This window comes from Ralstonia sp. OTU4908 (assembly GCF_038440115.1).
GTDB lineage: Bacteria > Pseudomonadota > Gammaproteobacteria > Burkholderiales > Burkholderiaceae > Ralstonia > Ralstonia pickettii.
In genome coordinates this window covers 97,940-117,552 of sequence record NZ_JASATD010000008.1, presented here as the reverse complement: position 1 = coordinate 117,552, position 19,613 = coordinate 97,940, and the positions used below count along the sequence as shown (strand labels likewise).

The window sequence follows — 19,613 nt, the reverse complement described above, 5'->3', positions numbered from 1 at the left end:
TCACTGTTAGGTCTGCCGAATTATCCCACGCTAGCCTTAGCGCCAATCCACCGGCGAGAGGCCACATCCAATGAGCACGCACGATCCGGCCAATCCCACCACGCCAATCGAATCGCGCCGCACGCTGCGCACCATGTTGCTCGATGCGCGCGCTGCGCTGCCAGACCGCATCGCTCACGATGCCGCACTGGCGCATCACCTGGCGGGGCTGCTCAACGCATTGCCTGTCAAACGCCTGGCCGCCTACTGGCCAACGCAGGGAGAGTTCGATGCGTTGACCGTGCTGCGCCATTGGTTGGCGGCGGACGCCACGCGCCATGCACTGCTGCCAGTAGTGACAGACAAATTCTCGCCCTTGCAGTTTCGGCGATGGACGCCCGATTGTGAAATGACGCCCGGTGCGTACAACATCCCCATCCCCCGCTCGGGTGAGATCGCAACGCCCGATGCCTTGTTGATCCCGTGCGTGGGCTTTGACGCGCAGCGCTACCGGATCGGCTACGGCGGCGGCTTCTACGATCGCACACTGGCTGCGCTGCATGCCGCGGGGCACCGCCCGCGCACGATTGGAGTGGCATTCGAAGTGAACCGCGTGGAATCCATCGCGCCGCAACCGCACGACATTGCGCTCGACTGCATCGTCACCGAGCGCGGCGTGTTTTAACCCTGCACAGGAAGCCCATGTTCCACACGCTGAAAACCGTTGCCGACCTTGAAGCCGTGTATGGCGCCCCGAATCCGCGTTCGCTGCTCAAGGAGATCGACCACTTGAACGCGGACTACCGTGCGTTCGTGGAGGCGTCGCCCTTCATCGTGCTGTCTTCGGTGGGCGCGCAGGGCACGGATGCTTCGCCGAAAGGAGATGCGCCGGGCTTCGTGCGCATCCTCAACGAACGCCTGCTGGCGATTCCCGATCGGCCCGGCAACAACCGCATCGACAACCTGCGCAACATCGTCGAAGACGGCCGCGTGTCGGTGCTCTTCATCGTGCCGGGCGTGGGTGAAACGCTGCGCGTGAACGGCACGGCGACCATCTCGGCGGATCCGGAATTGCTTGCGTCATTTGCGGTGCAGGGCAAGCTGCCGCGCAGCGTGATCCTTGTGCAGGTGCAGACCGTCTACTTTCACTGCTCGAAGGCGCTGGTGCGCTCAAAGCTGTGGGAACGCGGCGCGCAGGAAACCAAACCGGCCGTGCCCACCGCAGGCAAGATCCTGCAGCACATCAGCGGCGGCGCGTTCGATGGCGACGCCTATGATCGCGAACTGCCCGAGCGCCTGAAGAACACGCTGTACTGAGCGTTCAGCGCTTGGCTGTCTTTTTTGCGGCGGCCTTCTTGGTCGCCGTTGTCTTTGTTGCCTTGGGCGCCTTGGCAGTCTTGGCTGCGGCGCGCTTCGGCTTGGCCGCCTTGGCATTCGCGTCGCGCAGTGCGGCCTCAATGGCCAGCCGCGCCCAGTCGCGCAATGGCTGTCCACCATCGAGCGCCTCTGCCGGCGTGCTTAGGTAGCCGGTCATGCTGATGGTGCGGCCGTTGCGCTCGTAACTGAACGGCGTGCATTTTTCAGCGAGAAAACGTTCGCGCGTGAGGTCGTCCACGCGCAGGTAAGACGTGCCGCGCAGCACCAGCGCAAACACGATGTCGTCGTAATACAGCGCCGCGCCGCTGAACATGCGGCGGGCGCGGATCTCGCCGATCTGTGCGGCGAGCGGCCGGAGTTCGTCAAGCAACCAGGCGATCAGCGGATCGGGTGCGGCGGCCATGACGATCTCCTTTGCCTTGCGCTATCAGCGTTACAAGCCCAGACGCTGCCAGATCGCTCGCGTAGAGCCGGCGGCATTGAGCGTGTAGAAATGCAGGCCCGGCGCGCCGCCCTGCAGCAGGCGGTCGCACATGGCCGTCACCACGTCCAGGCCGAACGCGCGGATCGATTCACGGTCGTCGCCAAAGCCTTCAAGGCGCTTGGCGATCCAGCGCGGCACTTCCGCACCGCACATCTCGGAAAAGCGCATCAGCTGCGACGAATTCGTGATCGGCATGATGCCGGGCACGATGGGCACGTCCACGCCGAGCTTGCGTGCGTCGTCGACAAACTGGAAATACGCGTCGGCGTTGAAGAAGTATTGCGTGATGGCGGAGTCCGCACCGGCCTTCACCTTGCGGGCGAAGTTTTCGAGATCGTGCCGGGCGGAGCGCGACTGCGGGTGGTATTCCGGATACGCCGCCACCTCGATGTGGAATGCCTCGCCGGTTTCCTGGCGGATGAACTCGACCAGCTCGTTGGCGAAGCGGAATTCACCGATCTCGCCCATGCCAGAGGGCATGTCGCCGCGCAGCGCGACGATGCGGCGGATGCCGTGTTCGCGATACGTATTGAGAATGCCGCGGATGCTCTCGCGCGACGACCCCACGCACGACAGGTGCGGCGCCGCCTCGATGCCTTCGCGCTGGATTTCCACCACGGCGTCGAGCGTGCCCTGTTGCGTGGTGCCGCCCGCGCCGAACGTCACGGAGATGAAGCGCGGCTTGAGCGGCGAAAGCTGCGCGCGCGTGTTGCGCAGCTTCTCGGCGCCTTCCGCCGTCTTGGGCGGGAAGAATTCGAAACTGAATTGACGATCTTGCATGACAGAAACCTTAAGCCTCGCGCAGCAACAGGCTCGAGAGCAGCCACGAGATCACGCTGTACAGGATGGAGCCCAGCAGCGCGGCGCCAAAGCTGGCCACCTGAAAGCCCGCCAGCAGGTTGCCGACAAACAGGAACAGCAGCGCGTTGATGATGAAGATGAACAGCCCGAGCGTGAGTAGCGTCACCGGCAGGGTGAGGATCACCAGGATCGGGCGGATCAGCGTGTTGACCAGACCCAGCACGAGCGCCGCGATCAGCGCGGAGCCGAAGCCGTTGACGTGAATGCCTTTGAGCAGATAGGCGACAAGAAGCAACGCCAGCGCGTTGATGACCCAGACAGCGAGCAGTCTCATGGAGCAGTCCTCGGTGATAGCGCCGGCGGCGGGGAATGCCGCCGGCAGGTACGGCTTAGTAGCGGTAGTGGTCAGCCTTGTACGGGCCTTCCTTGCTCACGCCGATGTAGGCAGCTTGCTGGTCCGTCAGCTCGGTCAGTTGCGCATTCAGCTTCTTCAGCTGCAGGCGCGCGACCTTCTCGTCCAGGTGCTTGGGCAGCGTGTAGACGCCCACCGGATACTTGTTCGAGCCCTTCACCGCTTCGGTCCACAGTTCGATCTGCGCGATGGTCTGGTTCGCGAACGAGCTGCTCATCACGTACGACGGGTGGCCCGTAGCGCAGCCCAGGTTCACCAGGCGGCCCTTGGCCAGGATGATGATCTTCTTGCCGTCGGGGAAGATCACGTGATCGACCTGCGGCTTGATCTCTTCCCACTGGTACTTCTCGACGGAGGCGATGTCGATCTCGTTGTCGAAGTGGCCGATGTTGCAGACGATGGCCTGGTCCTTCATCTTGGCCATGTGGTCGTGCGTGATGACGTGGTAGTTGCCCGTGCAGGTCACGAAGATGTCGCCGTGCTCGGCGGCGTAGTCCATCGTGACCACGCGGTAGCCTTCCATGGCGGCCTGCAGCGCGCAGATCGGGTCGATCTCGGTCACCCACACCTGGGCCGACAGCGCGCGCAGTGCCTGTGCCGAGCCCTTGCCCACGTCGCCGTAGCCGGCCACGACCGCAACCTTGCCAGCGATCATCACGTCGGTGGCGCGCTTGATGCCGTCGACCAGCGATTCACGGCAGCCATACAGGTTGTCGAACTTGCTCTTCGTAACCGAGTCGTTGACGTTGATGGCCGGGAAGCGCAGTTCGCCGCGCTGGGCCATCTGGTACAGGCGGTGCACGCCCGTGGTGGTTTCTTCGGTCACGCCCTTGATGGCGTCGAGGTTGCGGCTGTAGAACGTTGCGTCCTTGGACAGCTTTTCCTTGATGGCGGCAAACAGGAAGGTTTCTTCTTCGCTGCCCGGATTGGCAAGGACGGAGGCGTCCTTCTCGGCCTTGGCGCCCAGATGCAGCAGCAGCGTTGCGTCGCCGCCGTCGTCCAGGATCATATTGGGGGTGCCGCCGTCAGCCCATTCGAAGATGCGGTGGGTGAAGTCCCAGTATTCCTGGAGCGATTCGCCCTTGAACGCAAACACCGGCGTGCCCGTTGCGGCAATCGCGGCGGCAGCGTGGTCCTGCGTCGAGAAGATGTTGCACGAGGCCCAGCGCACGTCGGCGCCGAGTGCCTTGAGCGTCTCGATCAGCACGGCGGTCTGGATCGTCATGTGCAGCGAGCCGGCAATGCGGGCGCCCTTGAGCGGCTGGCTCGCGGCAAATTCCTCGCGAATCGCCATCAGACCGGGCATTTCGGTCTCGGCAATGGCGATTTCCTTACGGCCCCAGTCGGCCAGCTTGATGTCGGCGACGAGGTAATCGTGTTTCAGTTCGGTGACAGCGTTCATTGGATCACTCCGGAAAAGAAGGGTGACCGCACGCGGGGAGATGACCACTGAGACGGGGCCCGTGCTGGGGCCCCGGATAGATGCGTTCTCGCCATCGTGTCAGCCACGATACTGCGAGCGCCGTTTGAACTTCCGAGCCTGGCGGCCGCCCCGTCTGAACTTGGGCCGGTCCGTTGCAACGCTCCTCGGAATGGGCTGGATTGTAGCGGATTCGGCCGACCGCCACCACGGCAGTTCATTGCTCCAGCAGCATGTTCAGCATGCGCTGCGGATTCGCCAGAAAGTCCCGCGTGACCTGAAAGTGCTCGGTCTCCTCATAGGCGATGCGTCGGATGCCGTCGCCGTCACATTGATAGATCCACGCGTCGGGATAGGCCATCAGGATCGGCGAGTGGGTGGCGATCACGAATTGGCTTTCCGCCTGCACCAGGTCATGCAGGCGCGTGAGCACCGCCAACTGCCGCTGTGGTGACAGCGCCGCCTCGGGTTCGTCGAGCAGGTAGAGGCCGTTCGGGCCGAAGCGGTTCATCAACAGCGCCAGAAACGATTCGCCGTGCGATTGCGCATGCAGCGACCGACCGCCGTAGGAATCGATCACGCGCCCGCCCAGGCCGGGCTCGTCATCCATCTGCTGGATATTCGTGGCCACGTTGAAGAAACTCTCGGCGCGCAGGAAGAACTCGGTGCGCGGCTTGCGAAAGCCCCGTGCAATGCGCAGGTGCGCGTGCAGCTCGGAGTGCGAGGCGTGGGTGCTGAAGTTGAAGTTGCGCGAGCCGCCCTCTGCGTTGAAGCCAAGCGCAACGGCAATCGCCTCCATGAGCGTGGATTTGCCTGAGCCGTTTTCGCCGACGAGGAACGTGACCTTGGGATGCAGCTCCAGCGTGTCGAGCGCGCGCACGGCGGGCAGGCTGAACGGATAGGCATCGAAGGCGGTAACGGTGTCGCGCCGCAGCGTGACATGGCTGACGAACTGGCGGGTGAGCATGGGAAGCCCGGGGCAAATCGCAGATGCCGCATCGTATCGCGCCGCATGCCGGCCCGGGACCGTTTGCCTGCTCAAGCAACCGAGTCTCGGTAGCGCGCCTCGCGCCGCAGTGTCAATGCGCCGTCACGGGCGAACCTTGCGATCCGGTTAGGAAGTGGCGCACCCGCATCACGGATGTGCAACACGCGGCCACCAAAGTGCCGGGCATCGTTCAGGGAGCCAACGATGCACAACCATACATTCACGAAGTACGCCGCCGCCGCGGCCGCTGCACTGGCCATGGCCGCGTGCGGCAGCGACGGCACGTCCACCGCCGGCGGCGCCACGCCGGATACCACCCCGCCGAGCGCCACGCCCGCCAAGAACGTCGTGTTCTTCCTGGGCGACGGCATGGGCCTGACCACCATGACCGCCGCGCGCATCTACAAGGTGGGCGAAGACGGCGAGCTGACCATGGACACGCTGCCGGAAACCGGCTTCGTGCGCACGTTCTCGAACAACGCGCAGGTGACCGACTCGGCGCCGTCGATGTCGGCCTACATGACCGGCGTGAAGATGAACAACGAGGTCATCTCGATGTCGCCGGACACGATGGCCTATGACGCCGGCGGCAAGGATTACCTCTCGGGCGCCGACAGCACCTGCCCGAGCGGCAACGGCAAGCCCGTCACGACTCTGCTCGAACTGATGAAGGCAGCGGGCTACGGGACGGGCGTGGTCACCACCACGCGCATCACGCACGCCACGCCGGCCGCCACGTATTCGCACATTTGCCATCGCGACGGCGAGAACACCATCGCCGCGCAACTCACGCCGGCCGGCAAGGGCTTCAACGCTGCGCTGGGCGATGGTGTGGACGTCGTCTTCGGCGGCGGCCGCAAGCACTTCCAGCCGACCACGGCAGGCGGCGCACGCACCGATGGCCGCGACCTGATCGCCGAACTCAAGGCGGGCGGCTACCGCTATGCCAGCAACAAGGCCGAATTCGACACGCTGCAAGCCACCGACGGCAAGGTCGTCGGCCTGTTCACCAGCAGCCACATGTCGTACGACCTGGATCGTGATCCGAGCAAGGAGCCGAGCCTGGGCGAGATGACCAACAAGGCCATCGACGTGCTGGCCGCCAAGAAGAAGGGCTTCTTCCTGATGGTGGAAGGCGGCCGCATCGACCACGCGCTGCACGAAACCACCGCCCGCAAGGCACTGCAGGACACGGTGGCGTTCGATTCCGCCATCCGCGGCGCGATCGACAAGCTCAACACGATCGACCCGGGCCTGAAGAACACGCTGATCGTCGTGACGGCTGACCACGACCACACGCTGGTGCTCAACGGCTACGCCAAGCGCACGGGCCCGACCAGCGACAGCAACCCCGGCGTGCTGGGCCTGCTGAAGAACTACGTGACGGGCGCCAACGCCACCGACACGGGCGGCAACCCGTTCACGATCATCGGCTTCGGCACGGGTGAGAACCGCCCGGCCACGCGCGGCGCCCTGACCGATGCTGCCGTGTACGACAAGAACTACCACCAGGAAGCCGTGATCCCGGTTGCACCGGGCGGCGAAACGCACGGCGGCACCGATGTCTTCATCGGCGCACGCGGCCTGGGTGCCGAGCGCTTTACCGGCACGTTGGACAACACCGAGGTCTTCGGCCTCATCAAGCAGGCCGTGGGCCTGTAAGAGGGAGAGGGCAATCATGAACAAGCAATCGAACCGCATCTTCCGCGCCGGCCTGGTGGCACTGGCAGCCGCGGCCTGCGCCCAGGCGCACGCCGCCGGTGAAGCCAAGAACGTGATCTTCTTCCTGGGCGATGGCATGGGTCCAACCACCGTCACCGCCACGCGCATCTACAAGGTGGGCGAGGCCGGCAAGCTGACGATGGAATCGCTCAAGCGCACGGCGCGCATCAAGACGTACTCCAACGATGCGCAGACCACCGACAGCGCGCCGTCGATGTCGGCGTACATGACCGGCGTGAAGATGAACAACGAAGTCATCTCCATGTCGGCCGACACCAAGGCCAGCGATGCCACGGGCAAGGGCTACGTGAGCGGTGCAGACAGCACGTGCCCCGCCAACAACGGCACGCCGGCCGTGACGCTGCTGGAACTTGCCAAGGCCGCCGGCAAGTCGGTGGGCGCGGTGACGACCACGCGGGTGACGCACGCCACGCCGGCCGCCACGTATTCACACATCTGCCATCGTGACGGCGAGAACCAGATCGCCGCGCAAGGCACGCCGGGCAACGCGCTGTACAACGCCGCGCTCAAGGATGGCCTAGACGTGCTGCTCGGCGGCGGCCGCCGTCACTACCTGCCGCAAGGCACGACGGGCAGCAAGCGCACCGACGCGACCGACCTGACCGCGCAGTTCCAGACCGCCGGCTACACCTACGTGACCACTGGCACGGCACTGACGGCCGTCAACCCGGCCACGACGAACAAGCTGCTCGGCCTGTTCAACCTGGACCACATGAACTACGAGCTGGACCGCAAAAAGAACAATGTGGATGAGCCCAGCCTGGCCGACATGACCGAGAAGGCCATCCGCGTGCTGCAGAAAAACGGCAAGGGCTACTTCCTGATGGTGGAAGGCGGCCGTATCGACCATGCGCTGCACGGCACCAATGCCAAGCGCGCACTGGAAGACGCGGGCGCGTTTGACGAAGCCATCAAGCGCGCGCTTGGCACGGCGGATCTGTCGAACACGCTCATCGTCGTCACAGCCGATCACGACCACACGATGACGATCAACGGCTACCCCCGCAAGGGCAACCCGATCCTGGGCGTGTCGAACGACATCAAGACCGGCCAGCCGCAATTGGCCGCCGACGGCCTGCCGTACACCACGCTGGTGTTCGGCAACGGCGGCACAACGCGCAAGGCCACCCGCGACAACGTGGCCGCGGTCGATACGGCTGCAGACGATTACCTGCAGGAAGTGGGTGTGCAGCTCGGCACGCCTGGTTCGGAAACGCACGGCGGCGGGGATGTGATGCTGTTCTCCTCTGGTCCGGGCAGCGCACCGCTGAAGGGCACGCTGGACAACACGAAAGTGTTCGGCGTGGTCAAGACGGCCATGGGCCTCTGATTCCTGCGTTTCCATTGATGCGCATGCCGAGGCAATCGGCATGCGCTTTTTTCGTTTCAGCCTGACCGCATTCGTATGACCCGATCTGTCCGCATTCTGTTTTCGTTTGCCCTCGCTGCGCTCGCTGCCACGGCACAGGCCGCCGGGCCGGCTTCGTCCAACTCGCTGACCGCCCTGCGCGTCGAACACCAACTGTCGTCGCTCGGCACCGACGGCATCCAGCGCGACGTCCGCTTTGCAGAGCGAGTCTACCGCCAGGGCGACCGCGTCTGGATCGCGCGCGAACTGCCGCCCGCGTCGGCGCACGCCGAGCATGACCACGCCAACGCCCACGCCGGCCACAAACACGCCGATACCGACACCGCTCCGCGCTGGATCGAACGCGACGCCAAGGGCGCGCTGACCGTGCGCGTGGTGAGCGAATCGCAACAAAAGAACTACGCGGTGGAACCTGCCGAATATTCCAATATTGGCTTCGACGGCTCGTGGGCGACGGCGTATCACTTGCTCGACCCGGCCGCGCTCAAAGGCATGCGCGCCGAAGGCCCGGTACGCAATGGCGTGCAGACCTACCGCTCGACGCAGGGCGAGCGCACCGTCACCGTCGATTGGGACGTGGCAGGCCAATACCCGCGTCGCGTGGAATCGCGCAACGCCACCGGCACGCAACGCAAGCTCACCCGCGTGACGGCATTGCCGGCGCCCGCCGCCGCACCGTGGGAACGCGCCCAACGCTACGCCGCCGCCGATTACACCGACCTGATGGACTGAAGTGCCGCCGTCTGCAGCTCGAGCGGCCGGACGTTGCGTTCGAGCCTGAAGGCACGGCGTCCCATCCTGCGACCATGGCGTGTCAGGCTGAAACTGTCGCGTTCGACGGTCTGAGCCTCGCGTTCGAGCCAAAAACTGTCGCGTTCGACGGTCTGAGCCTCGCGTTCGAGCCAAAAACTGCCGCGTTCCACGGTCAGAGCCTCGCGTTCGAGCCAAAAACCGTCGCGTTCCACGGTCTGAGCCTCGCGTTCGAGCCAAAAACTGCCGCGTTCCACGGTCTGAGCCTCGCGTTCGAGCCAAAAACTGTCGCGTTCCACGGTCTGAGCCTCGCGCTAGAGGCGGAAACCCTCGCCAATCAGGTTCAGGACCCCGCACATCGATCCGGCCTCGATAGCGCTATAGTGCGAAACACCCCCCAACATTCGCACGACATGACGATCACCGACCCGACCCTCGCTGCGTTTGCCGCTCCCGCCTCGCACGTACCGCGCGTGCTCACCATCGCCGGTTCGGACAGCGGTGGCGGTGCGGGCATCCAGGCTGACCTGAAGACGTTTGCCGCGCTAGGCTGCTACGGCATGTCAGCCATCACGGCCATCACCGCGCAGAACACGCTGGGCGTGACCGCAGTGGAATCGCTCACCCCCGACATCGTGGCCGCGCAGATCGACGCCGTGGCAAGTGACATCGGGGTGGATGCCGCCAAGACCGGCATGCTGGGCACGCCGCAGGTGGTAGAGGCCATCCTCTCTGCGCTGGACCGTCACCCGATCGCCAATCTCGTCGTCGATCCGGTCATGGTCAGCACCAGCGGCGCGCAACTCGGCAGCGATGCCACGGCACAGGCGATGGCGAAGTGGTTGTTCCCGCGCGCGCTGCTCGTCACGCCCAACCTGCCGGAAGCCAGCGCGCTGCTCGGCCGTGAGGTGCGCACGGCCGACGACATGCTGCCCGCCGCGCGCGACCTGCTGGCGCTCGGTCCCCGCGCCGTGCTGCTCAAGGGTGGGCATCTGAGCGCCGCTTCCAACGCAGGCGAAGACGGCGTGCTGCAAGACGTGCTTGTCACCGCCGATGGCACCGAACGCGTCTACGCCCATACCTACATCGACACGCCGCACACGCACGGCACGGGCTGCACGCTGTCCGCCGCCATTGCCGCCCACCTGGCGCGCGGCGATGCGCTGGAAGTCGCCATCGAAGCCTCGCTCGATTACCTGCTGCACGCAATCGGCGCGGGCCGGCACCTGGCCCTCGGGCGGGGGGCGGGTCCGTTGAACCACGGGTTCGCGCCGCGGCCGCTCGCAGCGCCGCGTTCGCTCGACGTGGATGTCGAGGAAGACTGATCAGGGGAGCCGCCATGAAACGCCTGCCGCTCATGCTGGTTCGCTGCCTTCCGGTGGCCGCGCTGTGCTCGCTGCTTGGTGCCTGCAATGGCTACATCAGCCTCGGCTCGCCTATCGGCAGCGCCTTCTCGATTGGCGGCACGTTGTCCGGGCTGCCCGGCGGCCAGTCGATCGTATTGCTCAACAATGGCCGCGATTCGCTCACGCTGGCCGCCAACGGCCCGTTCGTGTTTGGCGGGCTGGTGCCGTTCGACGGCAGCTATGTGGTGACGATCAGCACGCAGCCCGCGTCGGCCAACTGCGTGGTGACGAATGGCAACGGCAGGGTCAATGGCGATGTGAACAATGTGCAGGTGACGTGTCAGCCGCGTTGAACCTGTCTCGTGCCGGTTTCATTGGACGTTGGCCTTATTGCTGTCGGTCCGCTCCCCAAACCACGCCCAATATGCCCGGTTCTCGCCTCGTGCACGCGGCCAGTACGTCACCGGCGGCTTGGGTTGCCAGCCCGGGGGCGGCCCGATCAGCACTGCCCAGCTATCGGTCGCATCGGCCACGCTGGTGACGACGGCGCTCTTGCCGCTCTGATTGGCGTACGCTGCCGCAAACGCGGCATTGACGGCAAAGCTGGCTGCCCGCGCCGGCCCCTCCATGTGTTCAGCCACGCTGTGCACGTTGGCGATCTGGTCGAGGTCAGGCCACTGCTGGTGAATAGCGGCGCGCAGCGGCCCCATCAACGAGGTGACATTGCCGGCATGCTTGGGCACGTCGTAGTAGACGCGTTCGACCGGATGCTGTGCTGCGGCCTGCGCTTGCACAGCTTGCATGAGCCCCGTCCATGCCCCACCGGGGTTGGCCGCCTTGTTTCCAATGGCGCCTTGGTGCTGATGCGGGGTGTAGATCGAGGCCAGTGCTGTGTAGCCCCAGTCGGCACTCGGGTGGCCGAGGATCAGCAGGGCGGTGTTCTCGTTGGTCTGCTCGCCCATGGGGTAGTTTGGGGCATCCACGTTCCATACCCACGCCAACTTGTCAGGGTGTTGCGCCAGGAACTTGAGGGCGTCTTGGAGGTTGTAGAAACCGACGTTGGTGTCGCCTGCCGACACCGTGACGTTGGGCAACTTGCCTTCGGGGTTGAGCAGCATGCTCCTGGCTTGTGAGTCCCGCGCAATTTCATGAAACACAAGGCGACGCACGGCCAGCAGTGACAGGGTGCGTTCTCCAATGATCATGGACGGAAGGACGCGGGTACCACGCACAGTTTTCCCCTCCCGGTCTTTGTGCAGCGTGACCCAGTAGTCGCGCATGCGCTCTTCAGCGTGGGCAGCGTCATAGGCAAGGTAGCTTGGCGCCGGAACCCCCATCTCCCGTTGCTCGCGGAGCATGGCATCCAAGCCGGTGTCCTTCGGATTGGCGTTGAAGTACGTGGGCGTGTTCAACCACTCGCGCGGCAGTCCAAAGAACACGTTTGGGTCGAAGTAGTTAGGGCGGCTGGTACCCCGCTTGAGGGAATAGAAGTAGTTCGGGTTCTCGAGGTAGTCGTTAAAAGTGTTCAGCGGAGCAGTAATCAAATCGCTTAACGCCGTCGCGAATTTGTCACGCTTCACGTGCGGCAAATCCTCCAGCTGCTTGTAGCGGGCGACGCCATTGGTGACTTGCCCCACTGCATCGCCCAGCTTGAAGCGCTTCGCTTGCAGGTCGTCGTCATTGGGCTGTGCGAGCCCTTGTGCCCACAGCAGATTCCATTGGGTCGGGTAGTCCCGCCACATCAGCGGATTAAGCCATTGCACCCCAAGCAGGACAGCGGCAGGCGCCCGGCCCGGATCACCTTGTTCTGCTTGCGTTTGCATGCGCGGCCAGGCGATGGGCTGGCGATAGTAGGTTTTATTGGTGGGCATCTGGACTCCGGATTGACAGGCAGTAAGCAACAGGCAGGCGGCGGCCAGCGCGTGGGTGGCGGCACGCCTGTAAGCGATGAGATGAAATGAATCGCGCATGTGGGTTCCTCAGGCGTAGCGTGGTTCGTCTGGCGGCATGTGGAGGGCATCGTTCTCGTGTTGAGGCAACGAGCCGTTGTCGTAGACCGCTTCTTCGCTGTAGCAAGCGAACTCGCTGTGCCTCTTGGTGGCATGCCTTGACAGAGCCTGTCGAAGGCGCAGATGTGCAAATGCATGCACCGTCAATTCCCCGTCCGCTCCCCAAACCACGCCCAATACGCCCGGTTCTCGCCTCGTGCACGCGGCCAGTACGTCACCGGCGGCTTGGGTTGCCAGCCCGGGGGCGGCCCGATCAGCACTGCCCAGCTATCGGTCGCATCGGCCACGCTGGTGACGACGGCGCTCTTGCCGCTCTGATTGGCGTACGCTGCCGCAAACGCGGCATTGACGGCAAAGCTGGCTGCCCGCGCCGGCCCCTCCATGTGTTCAGCCACGCTGTGCACGTTGGCGATCTGGTCGAGGTCAGGCCACTGCTGGTGAATAGCGGCGCGCAGCGGCCCCATCAACGAGGTGACATTGCCGGCATGCTTGGGCACGTCGTAGTAGACGCGTTCGACCGGATGCTGTGCTGCGGCCTGCGCTTGCACAGCTTGCATGAGCCCCGTCCATGCCCCACCGGGGTTGGCCGCCTTGTTTCCAATGGCGCCTTGGTGCTGATGCGGGGTGTAGATCGAGGCCAGTGCTGTGTAGCCCCAGTCGGCACTCGGGTGGCCGAGGATCAGCAGGGCGGTGTTCTCGTTGGTCTGCTCGCCCATGGGGTAGTTTGGGGCATCCACGTTCCATACCCACGCCAACTTGTCAGGGTGTTGCGCCAGGAACTTGAGGGCGTCTTGGAGGTTGTAGAAACCGACGTTGGTGTCGCCTGCCGACACCGTGACGTTGGGCAACTTGCCGTCAGGGTTGAGCAGCATGCTTTTGGCTTGAGCATCGCTTGCGATCTCGTGAAACACCAGTCGCCGCACCGCCAGCAGCGACAGGGTGCGCTCGCCAAGGATCATTTCCGGAAAGACGCGCGTACCGCGCACGGTCCTACCCTTGTCGTCTTTGTGCAGAGTGACCCAGTAGTCGCGCATGCGCTCCTCGGCGTGGGCGGCATCGTAGGCGAGGATGCTCGGTGCGGGCATGCCCATGGACCTCTGCTCTTCAAGAAGGTCTGTCTGGCCCGTACTGGGGTGAGTGTCGTCAAGGTACGTTGGCGTGTTCAACCACTCGCGCGGCAAGCCAAAGAACACGTTCGGGTCGAAGTAGTTCGGGCGGCTGGTACCCTGCTTGAGGGAATAGAAGTAGTTCGGGTTTTCCAAATAGTCATTGAAGGTGCGCAACGGGGCGGTAATCAAAACGCTCAACGCCGACTCAAATTCATCTCGCTCCACGTGCGGCAGGTCTTCTAGCCGCAGGCGGCGAGGCACGCCATTGGTCACTTGGCCCACCGCGTCGCCCAGCTTGAAGCGCTTCGCTTGCAGATCGTCGTCATTGGGCTGTGCGAGCCCTTGGGCCCACAGCAGATTCCATTGGGTCGGGTAGTCCCGCCACATCAGCGGGTTAAGCCATTGCACCCCGAGCAGAACAGCGGCGGGGGCTTGGGCCGGATCACCTTGTTGTGCTTGCGTTTGCATACGCGGCCAGGCGATGGGTTGGCGGTAGTAGGTCTTATTGGTGGACATCTGGACTCCGGATTGACAAGCAGTAAGCAACAGGCAGGCGGCGGCCAGCGCGTGGGTAGCAGCACGCCGATAAAGGAACGAATGAATTGGATTGCGCATGCCCGCTCCTCAAGCGTGGTGAGGTCCGCGTGGCAACATGAGATGCGCATCGAGGCGCCTTGAATTACGCGCGTCGTCAATGCCTATAGCCCTGACGGCACCCTTGGCGGCGGCGAGATCTTTGTTTTGGGCCAACGCGCCGTCCTGATAGAGGGCTCCTTTCGTGTTGTAGTAGGTGAACTCGCTGTCTTTCTTGCGGTCGCGTCCCGCCGGGTATTCATCAGTCTTTTCTGGCTCGCACCACCGCCAATCCGCCATCCGCCGCAACTGGTTCATCAGCAGCTCATCGAAGTGGCACAGGCCCACGTCCACGTCATAGGCGAGCACATGTTCCGCATGCATGGCGTTGGTGAGGATGGTGGAGTGGTTGGTGGCCTGCGCGTCTTCGCCGTCCTTCATCAAGGCCGTGCGCTCTTGCTGTTCGAAAGCGCCGAACTTCGTGCCACGCAAGGTGTGGTGTTGTGCGGCGTTCATCTTCTCGACATCGCCTTCCGCAAAGGGCACGCCCTTCCTGGCGGTGCCGTCATCGTTGTAGATTTCGCGCCGCGCGCGCTGGCGCACCCCGGCGTTCTGGTCGTAGCGCATGGCGGCTTCGCTGGTGGCGTTGCCGCGGCCGCTCTTGCGCTGCTCGGCGTAGGGGTCGAACTGCCCTTCAGGGATGCTCCGCTTGCGGTTCAGTGCATCGCTGGCCGATTCCTTGTGCTGGTTGAAGGGGCCCATGGTGCGCACGCCATCCGGATGCGAGATCTCGCCGGGTCGAGGCTCGCCGTGCGGCAGGTAGACGGCCTGGGGTACGATGCCACCGCTTGGCACCTTGGGGGCGTTGACGAGCACCGTCCAGTCATCCGCTGGGTCGGCATTGACGTTGGTGGCGCCCTTGACGGCTTGGCCACCCCACATGAGGGCTTGGATCGGAACGCCGGCAGCGCTGGCGACAAGCTTGCCCCAAATGCTCTTGCGCGAATCGCCCCAGATTCTGGCGAAGGAAACACCCGCGGTGTCAGGGGACGGCGTCCAGATGGTGGGGTTGGTGTTCCTCGGTTTGAAGGTGCCGGCGGTGTCATCCCAGCCGCTGCCCACATCGGCCGGCGTGGCGCCGATGGTGTCGTGCCAATAACGGTAGCGGTAGCCCGGTTCTGCACCCACCTTGTACGGCGTGCCCGGCTTGGTTTGCGCCCAGACGCGTTGGAACAGAATGCCCTGTGCCCCGGTGGCTTGCACATCCTTGTCGTTCAAGCCAAGCCAGCCCATGCCTTGGACGGGTGAGACGGAGATGACGCGGTCGTGCGGGCAGCAATAGAGGAAGACGCGCCCGCGGGTCTGGTGGTCTGCGCTGTCCTGGGCGGCAGTGCGCGGGGTGTCGCCATTCTGGGGGCACGCGTTGAATCCGAGCTGGTCCACGGCGTGGTGGCTGTAGTGCTGGGCCCGGGCCTGGAAGTGGCGCACGATGTTGAAGAAGCCCTTGAGGCCGGCAACGCGCGCGTCGTAGGTAACGCGGCCTGCGCCGTCGAATTGGCTGAAGTTATCCAGGCGGCTACCACGCAGGCTGTATGGCGGGTTGGCGAGGACGTAGGTGTCGGCTACGCCCAATGATTGGAACTCGCGGTGGTTGGCGCCGAAGTAGGCAGAAGCCAAGCCCACCATGTTGCCCTGGCTGTGGCAGACGACGGTGATGGGACAATCGCGTTCGAAAATGTCGCGGTGTAACTCCCGGATGCGAGCGACCAGCTTGGCTAACCGCCACGCGGCAAAGGCCTGGTAGTGGCGCGTGGGCGCGCTGTAGATCTGACGGTCGCTGGTTTGCAGGTGCTGGAGCTCAAACAGACCGCCCAACACTTCGCTGTCGGTGCCCTTGCCGAACAGATCCGGCAGAGCGGAGGCGCCATTGACGAACGGACCGCCGCCCCAGGCGTTTTTCTCGTCGAGCAGGATATTGCCACCCACGCTGGCAAGCTCATTGCGGATGGTGCCGTCTTCCTGGACGACGTCCTCGCTGCTGGCTTTGTAGCCCCAGCGAAAACGGATGACGGGGCTGGTGCCGCTGCCCGGTTCAATGAAGGTGTTGGCTTTGAGGTCGCGGCGTATATAGCCGTCTTCCGTCAATTCGGCTGTATAGCGCATGGGGCGAAGCTTGCCACTCTCCTTGGGATAGGCGACCTGTTCGTCGTTGCGTTGCAGGCGGGCATTAAGCCCCTTGCAAAGGCCTTCCTCTGCGGCATCAAACCATTCGCCGGTGGAGTTGACGCCATGGACGAAGATGATGACGCCGGGCAGTGGCGCGGGGTGGACGACGGTGCGGCATGGGCTGCCGGGTAGGGTGATGTCCGTCACCTTGATGCCGTAGAAAGAGCGGCGGCGGGCGGTGACGGTAGTTTCGGGCAGAGCCTGTTCAGGGATAGTCATCGTGCAGGACCTCAGGGTGGAAAATGCAAACGCACACAGATCCACCAGTGTCCGAGCGTCGCGCACGAAATCGACCTCACTCAACACTCTTTGACTTTTTCGTCCCGAGGCATGCACGCGATGAACAACGACGGGATATGTTTGGCGCGGCAGCTAGTCTGGAATGCAGGAACAAAAAAAAGCGCGGCTCTCATCCGCGCTTTTTTCTTGAAGGCTGCCGATATCAGGCCGACGCTGCTGCCTGTTCCTTCGTCCACTTCTCCATGCGCCTGGCCATCTCGTCGGGCGCCACGTCTTCCACATGCGTAGACACCGTCCACACGTGACCGAACGGGTCTTTAAGCGTGCCGGAGCGGTCGCCGTAGAACTGGTCCACCACAGGACGGACTTCCGTGCCGCCCGCCTTCAGGGCATTGGCGAACACGGCGTCGACGTTGGGCACGTAGATCATCAGTCCCACCGACGTGCTCTGCAGCGTGTCGGGGCTGGCGCAGACCGTGTCCGGCGCTTCGTCCGACATCATGATGGGGGAATCGCCGATGCGTATTTCAGCGTGCGCGATGGTGCCGTTGGGCCCATCCATGCGAACGAGCTCGGTGGCGCCGAAGGCCTGCTTGTAGAAATCGAGGGCGCGCGCGGCGCCTTTGATGCTCAGGTACGGGGTGACGCTGTGGTAACCCTCAGGGATGGGCTGGACCGCCATGTCTTGTCTCCTGCAGCGTGTGTTGGAAAGCCGCTGCGGCGACCGCAGCGGCGCACGAACAGGATAGGTCAGCAAAAGCGCGGGTGCGCGGCGCAGGCGCACCGACGTGCAGCGGACGATGCTTATGCGCGCACGTGCGCCGCGAACGTCGCTTGCAGGGCATCGACCGCAGCCGGCACATCGGGCGCCTGGGTGATGGCTCGCACCACGGCCACGCAGCCCACGCCCGATTCCAGCACGCGCGGCATCGCTGCCAGATCGATGCCGCCGATGGCCACCAGCGGCGGTGCCGGCTCGCGCGTGCGCATGGCCGCCGCGTAGGCGAACAGGCGGCCGAGGCCCTGCGGGACGGTCGGCATGGTCTTGGTGGGCGTGGCGAACACGGCGCCCAGTGCAAGGTAGCTCGGGTTCAACGGTGCGACGCGCAGCATTTCGGCAAAGCCGTGCGTGCTGATGCCAAGGCGAAGTCCGGCCGAGCGGATCGCCACCAAGTCAGCTTCGTCGATGTCTTCCTGGCCGAGGTGAATGCCGTAGATGCCGCTGTCGGGCGCCTGCGTATGCACGTCAAGCGCGACTTGCCAGTGGTCGTTGATGAACAGGCGCGTGGCGCTGCCGCGCGCTGCGGCTTCTGCCCGGCGCACCTGGTCGACCACGGCTTGCGCGTCGTCCGACTTGAAGCGCAATTGCACCGTCGGCACCTTGAGCGCGACGAGGCGCGCCACCCAGTCCGCATCCGGCACGACAGCGTAGATGCCGAGCTGCGTCGGGCACGGCGCAAAGGCAAGGTCCGCTGCGGTCGGGCACGGCAACGCCGGCTCGAGCACGCGGGGCAAGGCATCAAATTGCGTGGGCCAGGCCAGCGCATCGGCATTCGCTTCGGCGATCCACGCGCGCGCCACGCATAGCGCATCGCGCGGTTCGAATGCCAGCGCCAGTGCCGCACCGAAGACGGCGACGAAGCGCGCATCGAATGCATCGCCCTGCGCCGCAGACGTGAAGCGGTACGTGCCGAGGCGATCGTGCACAGTGTCGATGAGCAGGTCGCCTTCCACTGCCGTCAGCACAACCGCGGCGCCAGCGGAGCGCGCGCGTTCGGCTTGCCCCGCATCCGTTGTCAGCAGGACCGTGGCGGCGCTCGTGGCTTCGTCAGCACGGTCGGTCACGCTCCAGGCATGCGACGCGCGGCCAAAGGCCTCCGCATGGCGATCGACGATCTGTGCGGCAAGCGCGGCCGCTTCCGGCCACGCAGCGGAAAAACGCAAGGCAGACAGGCTCATGCGCTCCTCTCTTCCGCATGCCAAAACGGCAACCCAACAACAGGCGTGCTCGCCTGCGCAACATCACGCTCAGGCATCGGGCCCGACAGCCGTGCAAGGCGACCGGCCTGCGTGGCCATCGCAAACGCCTGCGCCATCGCCACCGGGTCGCCGGCTTGGGCGACGGCGGTGTTGAGCAGCACGGCGTCGTAGCCCCATTCCATGACTTGCGTGGCGTGTGACGGCACACCCAGGCCCGCATCGACGATGAGCGGCACGTTGGGCAGGCGCTCGCGCAGCAGGCGCAGGCCATACGGGTTGGTGGGCCCGCGGCCGGTACCGATGGGTGCGGCCCACGGCATCAGCGCCTGGCAGCCGACGTCGAGCAGGCGGCGGCACAGCACGAGGTCTTCGGTGCAATACGGCAGCACCTTGAAGCCGTCGCGGATGAGGCGTTCGGCAGCGGCCGGCAATGCGAGCGTATCGGGCTGCAGTGTGTAGTCGTCGCCGATGACTTCGAGCTTGATCCAGTCGGTCTCGAACACTTCGCGCGACATTTGCGCGAGGGTATAAGCCTCGTCGGCGGAATAGCAGCCGGCGGTGTTCGGCAGCACGGGCACGCCGAGATCGCGCAGCATCTTCCAGAAGCCGGCGCCGCCCTCGGGCGAGCCCGCGCTCTGGCGGCGGAGCGCCACCGTCAGCATGGCCGGGTTGGAAACACGCACGGCGTCTTCCAGCGATTGCGGCGACGGGTAACGTGCCGTGCCGAGCAGCAGGCGCGAGGCGAAGGTTTCGTCGTAGAGGCGCAGCGGGTCAGCCACGGCGGACAGATTCGTAGTGGTCATCGAA

19 protein-coding genes and 1 riboswitch are annotated in these 19,613 nt (G+C 64.6%); of the genes, 7 read left to right on the top strand and 12 right to left on the bottom strand.

Going from position 1 to position 19,613, the window contains the following annotated elements:
* The first annotated feature begins 70 nt into the window (after positions 1–70).
* Both AAHM38_RS09725 and AAHM38_RS09720 read left to right on the top strand, forming a co-directional pair.
* Positions 71–664 (top strand): 5-formyltetrahydrofolate cyclo-ligase, encoded by a 594-nt coding sequence (locus tag AAHM38_RS09725; RefSeq protein ID WP_015856055.1) that lies wholly within the window; start codon positions 71–73, stop codon positions 662–664.
* Between the two features lie 17 nt (positions 665–681).
* A complete protein-coding gene (locus tag AAHM38_RS09720) occupies positions 682–1,296 on the top strand; it encodes a pyridoxamine 5'-phosphate oxidase family protein (RefSeq protein ID WP_015856054.1) in 615 nt (204 codons plus the stop codon).
* Positions 1,297–1,300: 4 nt separating this feature from the next.
* Here the strand turns inward: AAHM38_RS09720 and AAHM38_RS09715 are convergent, their stop codons facing one another.
* From AAHM38_RS09715 to AAHM38_RS09695, 5 genes are all read right to left on the bottom strand, one after another.
* Positions 1,301–1,759, bottom strand: a complete 459-nt coding sequence (locus AAHM38_RS09715) for a TfoX/Sxy family protein (RefSeq protein WP_015856053.1) — start codon at positions 1,757–1,759, stop codon at positions 1,301–1,303.
* 30 nt (positions 1,760–1,789) lie between these two features.
* Positions 1,790–2,620, bottom strand: coding sequence for a methylenetetrahydrofolate reductase [NAD(P)H] (gene metF, locus AAHM38_RS09710; RefSeq protein ID WP_015856052.1), 831 nt, complete (start codon positions 2,618–2,620; stop codon positions 1,790–1,792).
* A 10-nt stretch (positions 2,621–2,630) separates the two neighbouring features.
* The gene (locus AAHM38_RS09705) at positions 2,631–2,975 is read right to left on the bottom strand and encodes a phage holin family protein (protein WP_004628357.1); all 345 of its coding nucleotides are present in this window, start codon (positions 2,973–2,975) and stop codon (positions 2,631–2,633) included.
* A 55-nt stretch (positions 2,976–3,030) separates the two neighbouring features.
* On the bottom strand, positions 3,031–4,455 hold the full coding sequence (gene ahcY / locus AAHM38_RS09700) for an adenosylhomocysteinase (RefSeq protein ID WP_015856051.1): 1,425 nt from the start codon (positions 4,453–4,455) through the stop codon (positions 3,031–3,033).
* A gap of 108 nt (positions 4,456–4,563) precedes the next feature.
* Positions 4,564–4,648, bottom strand: a riboswitch (S-adenosyl-L-homocysteine riboswitch).
* A 42-nt stretch (positions 4,649–4,690) separates the two neighbouring features.
* Entirely contained in the window at positions 4,691–5,440 is a 750-nt protein-coding gene (locus tag AAHM38_RS09695; RefSeq protein WP_015856050.1) for an AAA family ATPase, read from the bottom strand.
* Positions 5,441–5,665: 225 nt separating this feature from the next.
* Here AAHM38_RS09695 and AAHM38_RS09690 point away from each other — a divergent pair, with 225 nt between their 5' ends.
* The 3 genes from AAHM38_RS09690 to AAHM38_RS09680 all read left to right on the top strand — a co-directional run bounded on the left by AAHM38_RS09690 (position 5,666) and on the right by AAHM38_RS09680 (position 9,305).
* Positions 5,666–7,123, top strand: a complete 1,458-nt coding sequence (locus AAHM38_RS09690; RefSeq protein WP_015856049.1) for an alkaline phosphatase — start codon at positions 5,666–5,668, stop codon at positions 7,121–7,123.
* 16 nt (positions 7,124–7,139) lie between these two features.
* Positions 7,140–8,534, top strand: coding sequence for an alkaline phosphatase (locus AAHM38_RS09685; protein ID WP_015856048.1), 1,395 nt, complete (start codon positions 7,140–7,142; stop codon positions 8,532–8,534).
* A gap of 75 nt (positions 8,535–8,609) precedes the next feature.
* Complete coding sequence (locus AAHM38_RS09680) at positions 8,610–9,305, top strand: hypothetical protein (RefSeq protein ID WP_015856047.1); 696 nt, start codon at positions 8,610–8,612, stop codon at positions 9,303–9,305.
* Here AAHM38_RS09680 and AAHM38_RS09675 read toward each other — a convergent pair.
* On the bottom strand, positions 9,284–9,622 hold the full coding sequence (locus AAHM38_RS09675) for a hypothetical protein (protein WP_182552936.1): 339 nt from the start codon (positions 9,620–9,622) through the stop codon (positions 9,284–9,286). The genes AAHM38_RS09680 and AAHM38_RS09675 overlap by 22 nt on opposite strands.
* Positions 9,623–9,736: 114 nt before the next feature.
* Between AAHM38_RS09675 and thiD the strand changes: the two genes are divergently transcribed.
* Together thiD and AAHM38_RS09665 are read left to right on the top strand one after the other, a co-directional pair.
* Positions 9,737–10,648, top strand: coding sequence for a bifunctional hydroxymethylpyrimidine kinase/phosphomethylpyrimidine kinase (gene thiD, locus AAHM38_RS09670; protein WP_015856046.1), 912 nt, complete (start codon positions 9,737–9,739; stop codon positions 10,646–10,648).
* A 14-nt stretch (positions 10,649–10,662) separates the two neighbouring features.
* Positions 10,663–11,022 carry a DUF4369 domain-containing protein gene (locus tag AAHM38_RS09665; protein WP_009239435.1) on the top strand — a complete coding sequence of 120 codons (360 nt, stop codon included), beginning with the start codon at positions 10,663–10,665 and terminating at the stop codon, positions 11,020–11,022.
* An 18-nt stretch (positions 11,023–11,040) separates the two neighbouring features.
* Here AAHM38_RS09665 and AAHM38_RS09660 read toward each other — a convergent pair whose 3' ends face one another.
* From AAHM38_RS09660 to AAHM38_RS09635, 6 genes are all read right to left on the bottom strand, one after another.
* Positions 11,041–12,639, bottom strand: a complete 1,599-nt coding sequence (locus AAHM38_RS09660) for a hypothetical protein (protein WP_015856045.1) — start codon at positions 12,637–12,639, stop codon at positions 11,041–11,043.
* A 182-nt stretch (positions 12,640–12,821) separates the two neighbouring features.
* The gene (locus AAHM38_RS09655) at positions 12,822–14,402 is read right to left on the bottom strand and encodes a hypothetical protein (protein ID WP_015856044.1); all 1,581 of its coding nucleotides are present in this window, start codon (positions 14,400–14,402) and stop codon (positions 12,822–12,824) included.
* Between the two features lie 9 nt (positions 14,403–14,411).
* On the bottom strand, positions 14,412–16,805 hold the full coding sequence (locus tag AAHM38_RS09650) for a T6SS effector phospholipase Tle3 domain-containing protein (protein WP_015856043.1): 2,394 nt from the start codon (positions 16,803–16,805) through the stop codon (positions 14,412–14,414).
* Positions 16,806–17,028: 223 nt separating this feature from the next.
* The gene (locus tag AAHM38_RS09645) at positions 17,029–17,508 is read right to left on the bottom strand and encodes a VOC family protein (protein WP_009239438.1); all 480 of its coding nucleotides are present in this window, start codon (positions 17,506–17,508) and stop codon (positions 17,029–17,031) included.
* 122 nt (positions 17,509–17,630) lie between these two features.
* Entirely contained in the window at positions 17,631–18,785 is a 1,155-nt protein-coding gene (locus AAHM38_RS09640; protein ID WP_015856042.1) for a thiamine phosphate synthase, read from the bottom strand.
* Complete coding sequence (locus AAHM38_RS09635) at positions 18,782–19,609, bottom strand: thiazole synthase (RefSeq protein WP_015856041.1); 828 nt, start codon at positions 19,607–19,609, stop codon at positions 18,782–18,784. Before AAHM38_RS09635 ends, AAHM38_RS09640 begins: the two co-directional genes overlap by 4 nt.
* Positions 19,610–19,613: the final 4 nt, after the last annotated feature.

What these genes read in the sequence shown, in the direction of transcription:
- thiD (WP_015856046.1), top strand. Translation starts at nt 9,737, where the DNA reads ATGACGATCACCGACCCGACCCTCGCTGCGTTTGCCGCTCCCGCCTCG.
- AAHM38_RS09635 (WP_015856041.1), bottom strand. Translation starts at nt 19,609, where the DNA reads ATGACCACTACGAATCTGTCCGCCGTGGCTGACCCGCTGCGCCTCTAC.
- metF (WP_015856052.1), bottom strand. Translation starts at nt 2,620, where the DNA reads ATGCAAGATCGTCAATTCAGTTTCGAATTCTTCCCGCCCAAGACGGCG.
- AAHM38_RS09720 (WP_015856054.1), top strand. Translation starts at nt 682, where the DNA reads ATGTTCCACACGCTGAAAACCGTTGCCGACCTTGAAGCCGTGTATGGC.
- ahcY (WP_015856051.1), bottom strand. Translation starts at nt 4,455, where the DNA reads ATGAACGCTGTCACCGAACTGAAACACGATTACCTCGTCGCCGACATC.
- AAHM38_RS09645 (WP_009239438.1), bottom strand. Translation starts at nt 17,508, where the DNA reads ATGGCGGTCCAGCCCATCCCTGAGGGTTACCACAGCGTCACCCCGTAC.
- AAHM38_RS09680 (WP_015856047.1), top strand. Translation starts at nt 8,610, where the DNA reads ATGACCCGATCTGTCCGCATTCTGTTTTCGTTTGCCCTCGCTGCGCTC.
- AAHM38_RS09690 (WP_015856049.1), top strand. Translation starts at nt 5,666, where the DNA reads ATGCACAACCATACATTCACGAAGTACGCCGCCGCCGCGGCCGCTGCA.
- AAHM38_RS09705 (WP_004628357.1), bottom strand. Translation starts at nt 2,975, where the DNA reads ATGAGACTGCTCGCTGTCTGGGTCATCAACGCGCTGGCGTTGCTTCTT.
- AAHM38_RS09655 (WP_015856044.1), bottom strand. Translation starts at nt 14,402, where the DNA reads ATGCGCAATCCAATTCATTCGTTCCTTTATCGGCGTGCTGCTACCCAC.
- AAHM38_RS09640 (WP_015856042.1), bottom strand. Translation starts at nt 18,785, where the DNA reads ATGAGCCTGTCTGCCTTGCGTTTTTCCGCTGCGTGGCCGGAAGCGGCC.
- AAHM38_RS09685 (WP_015856048.1), top strand. Translation starts at nt 7,140, where the DNA reads ATGAACAAGCAATCGAACCGCATCTTCCGCGCCGGCCTGGTGGCACTG.
- AAHM38_RS09725 (WP_015856055.1), top strand. Translation starts at nt 71, where the DNA reads ATGAGCACGCACGATCCGGCCAATCCCACCACGCCAATCGAATCGCGC.
- AAHM38_RS09665 (WP_009239435.1), top strand. Translation starts at nt 10,663, where the DNA reads ATGAAACGCCTGCCGCTCATGCTGGTTCGCTGCCTTCCGGTGGCCGCG.
- AAHM38_RS09695 (WP_015856050.1), bottom strand. Translation starts at nt 5,440, where the DNA reads ATGCTCACCCGCCAGTTCGTCAGCCATGTCACGCTGCGGCGCGACACC.
- AAHM38_RS09715 (WP_015856053.1), bottom strand. Translation starts at nt 1,759, where the DNA reads ATGGCCGCCGCACCCGATCCGCTGATCGCCTGGTTGCTTGACGAACTC.
- AAHM38_RS09660 (WP_015856045.1), bottom strand. Translation starts at nt 12,639, where the DNA reads ATGCGCGATTCATTTCATCTCATCGCTTACAGGCGTGCCGCCACCCAC.
- AAHM38_RS09650 (WP_015856043.1), bottom strand. Translation starts at nt 16,805, where the DNA reads ATGACTATCCCTGAACAGGCTCTGCCCGAAACTACCGTCACCGCCCGC.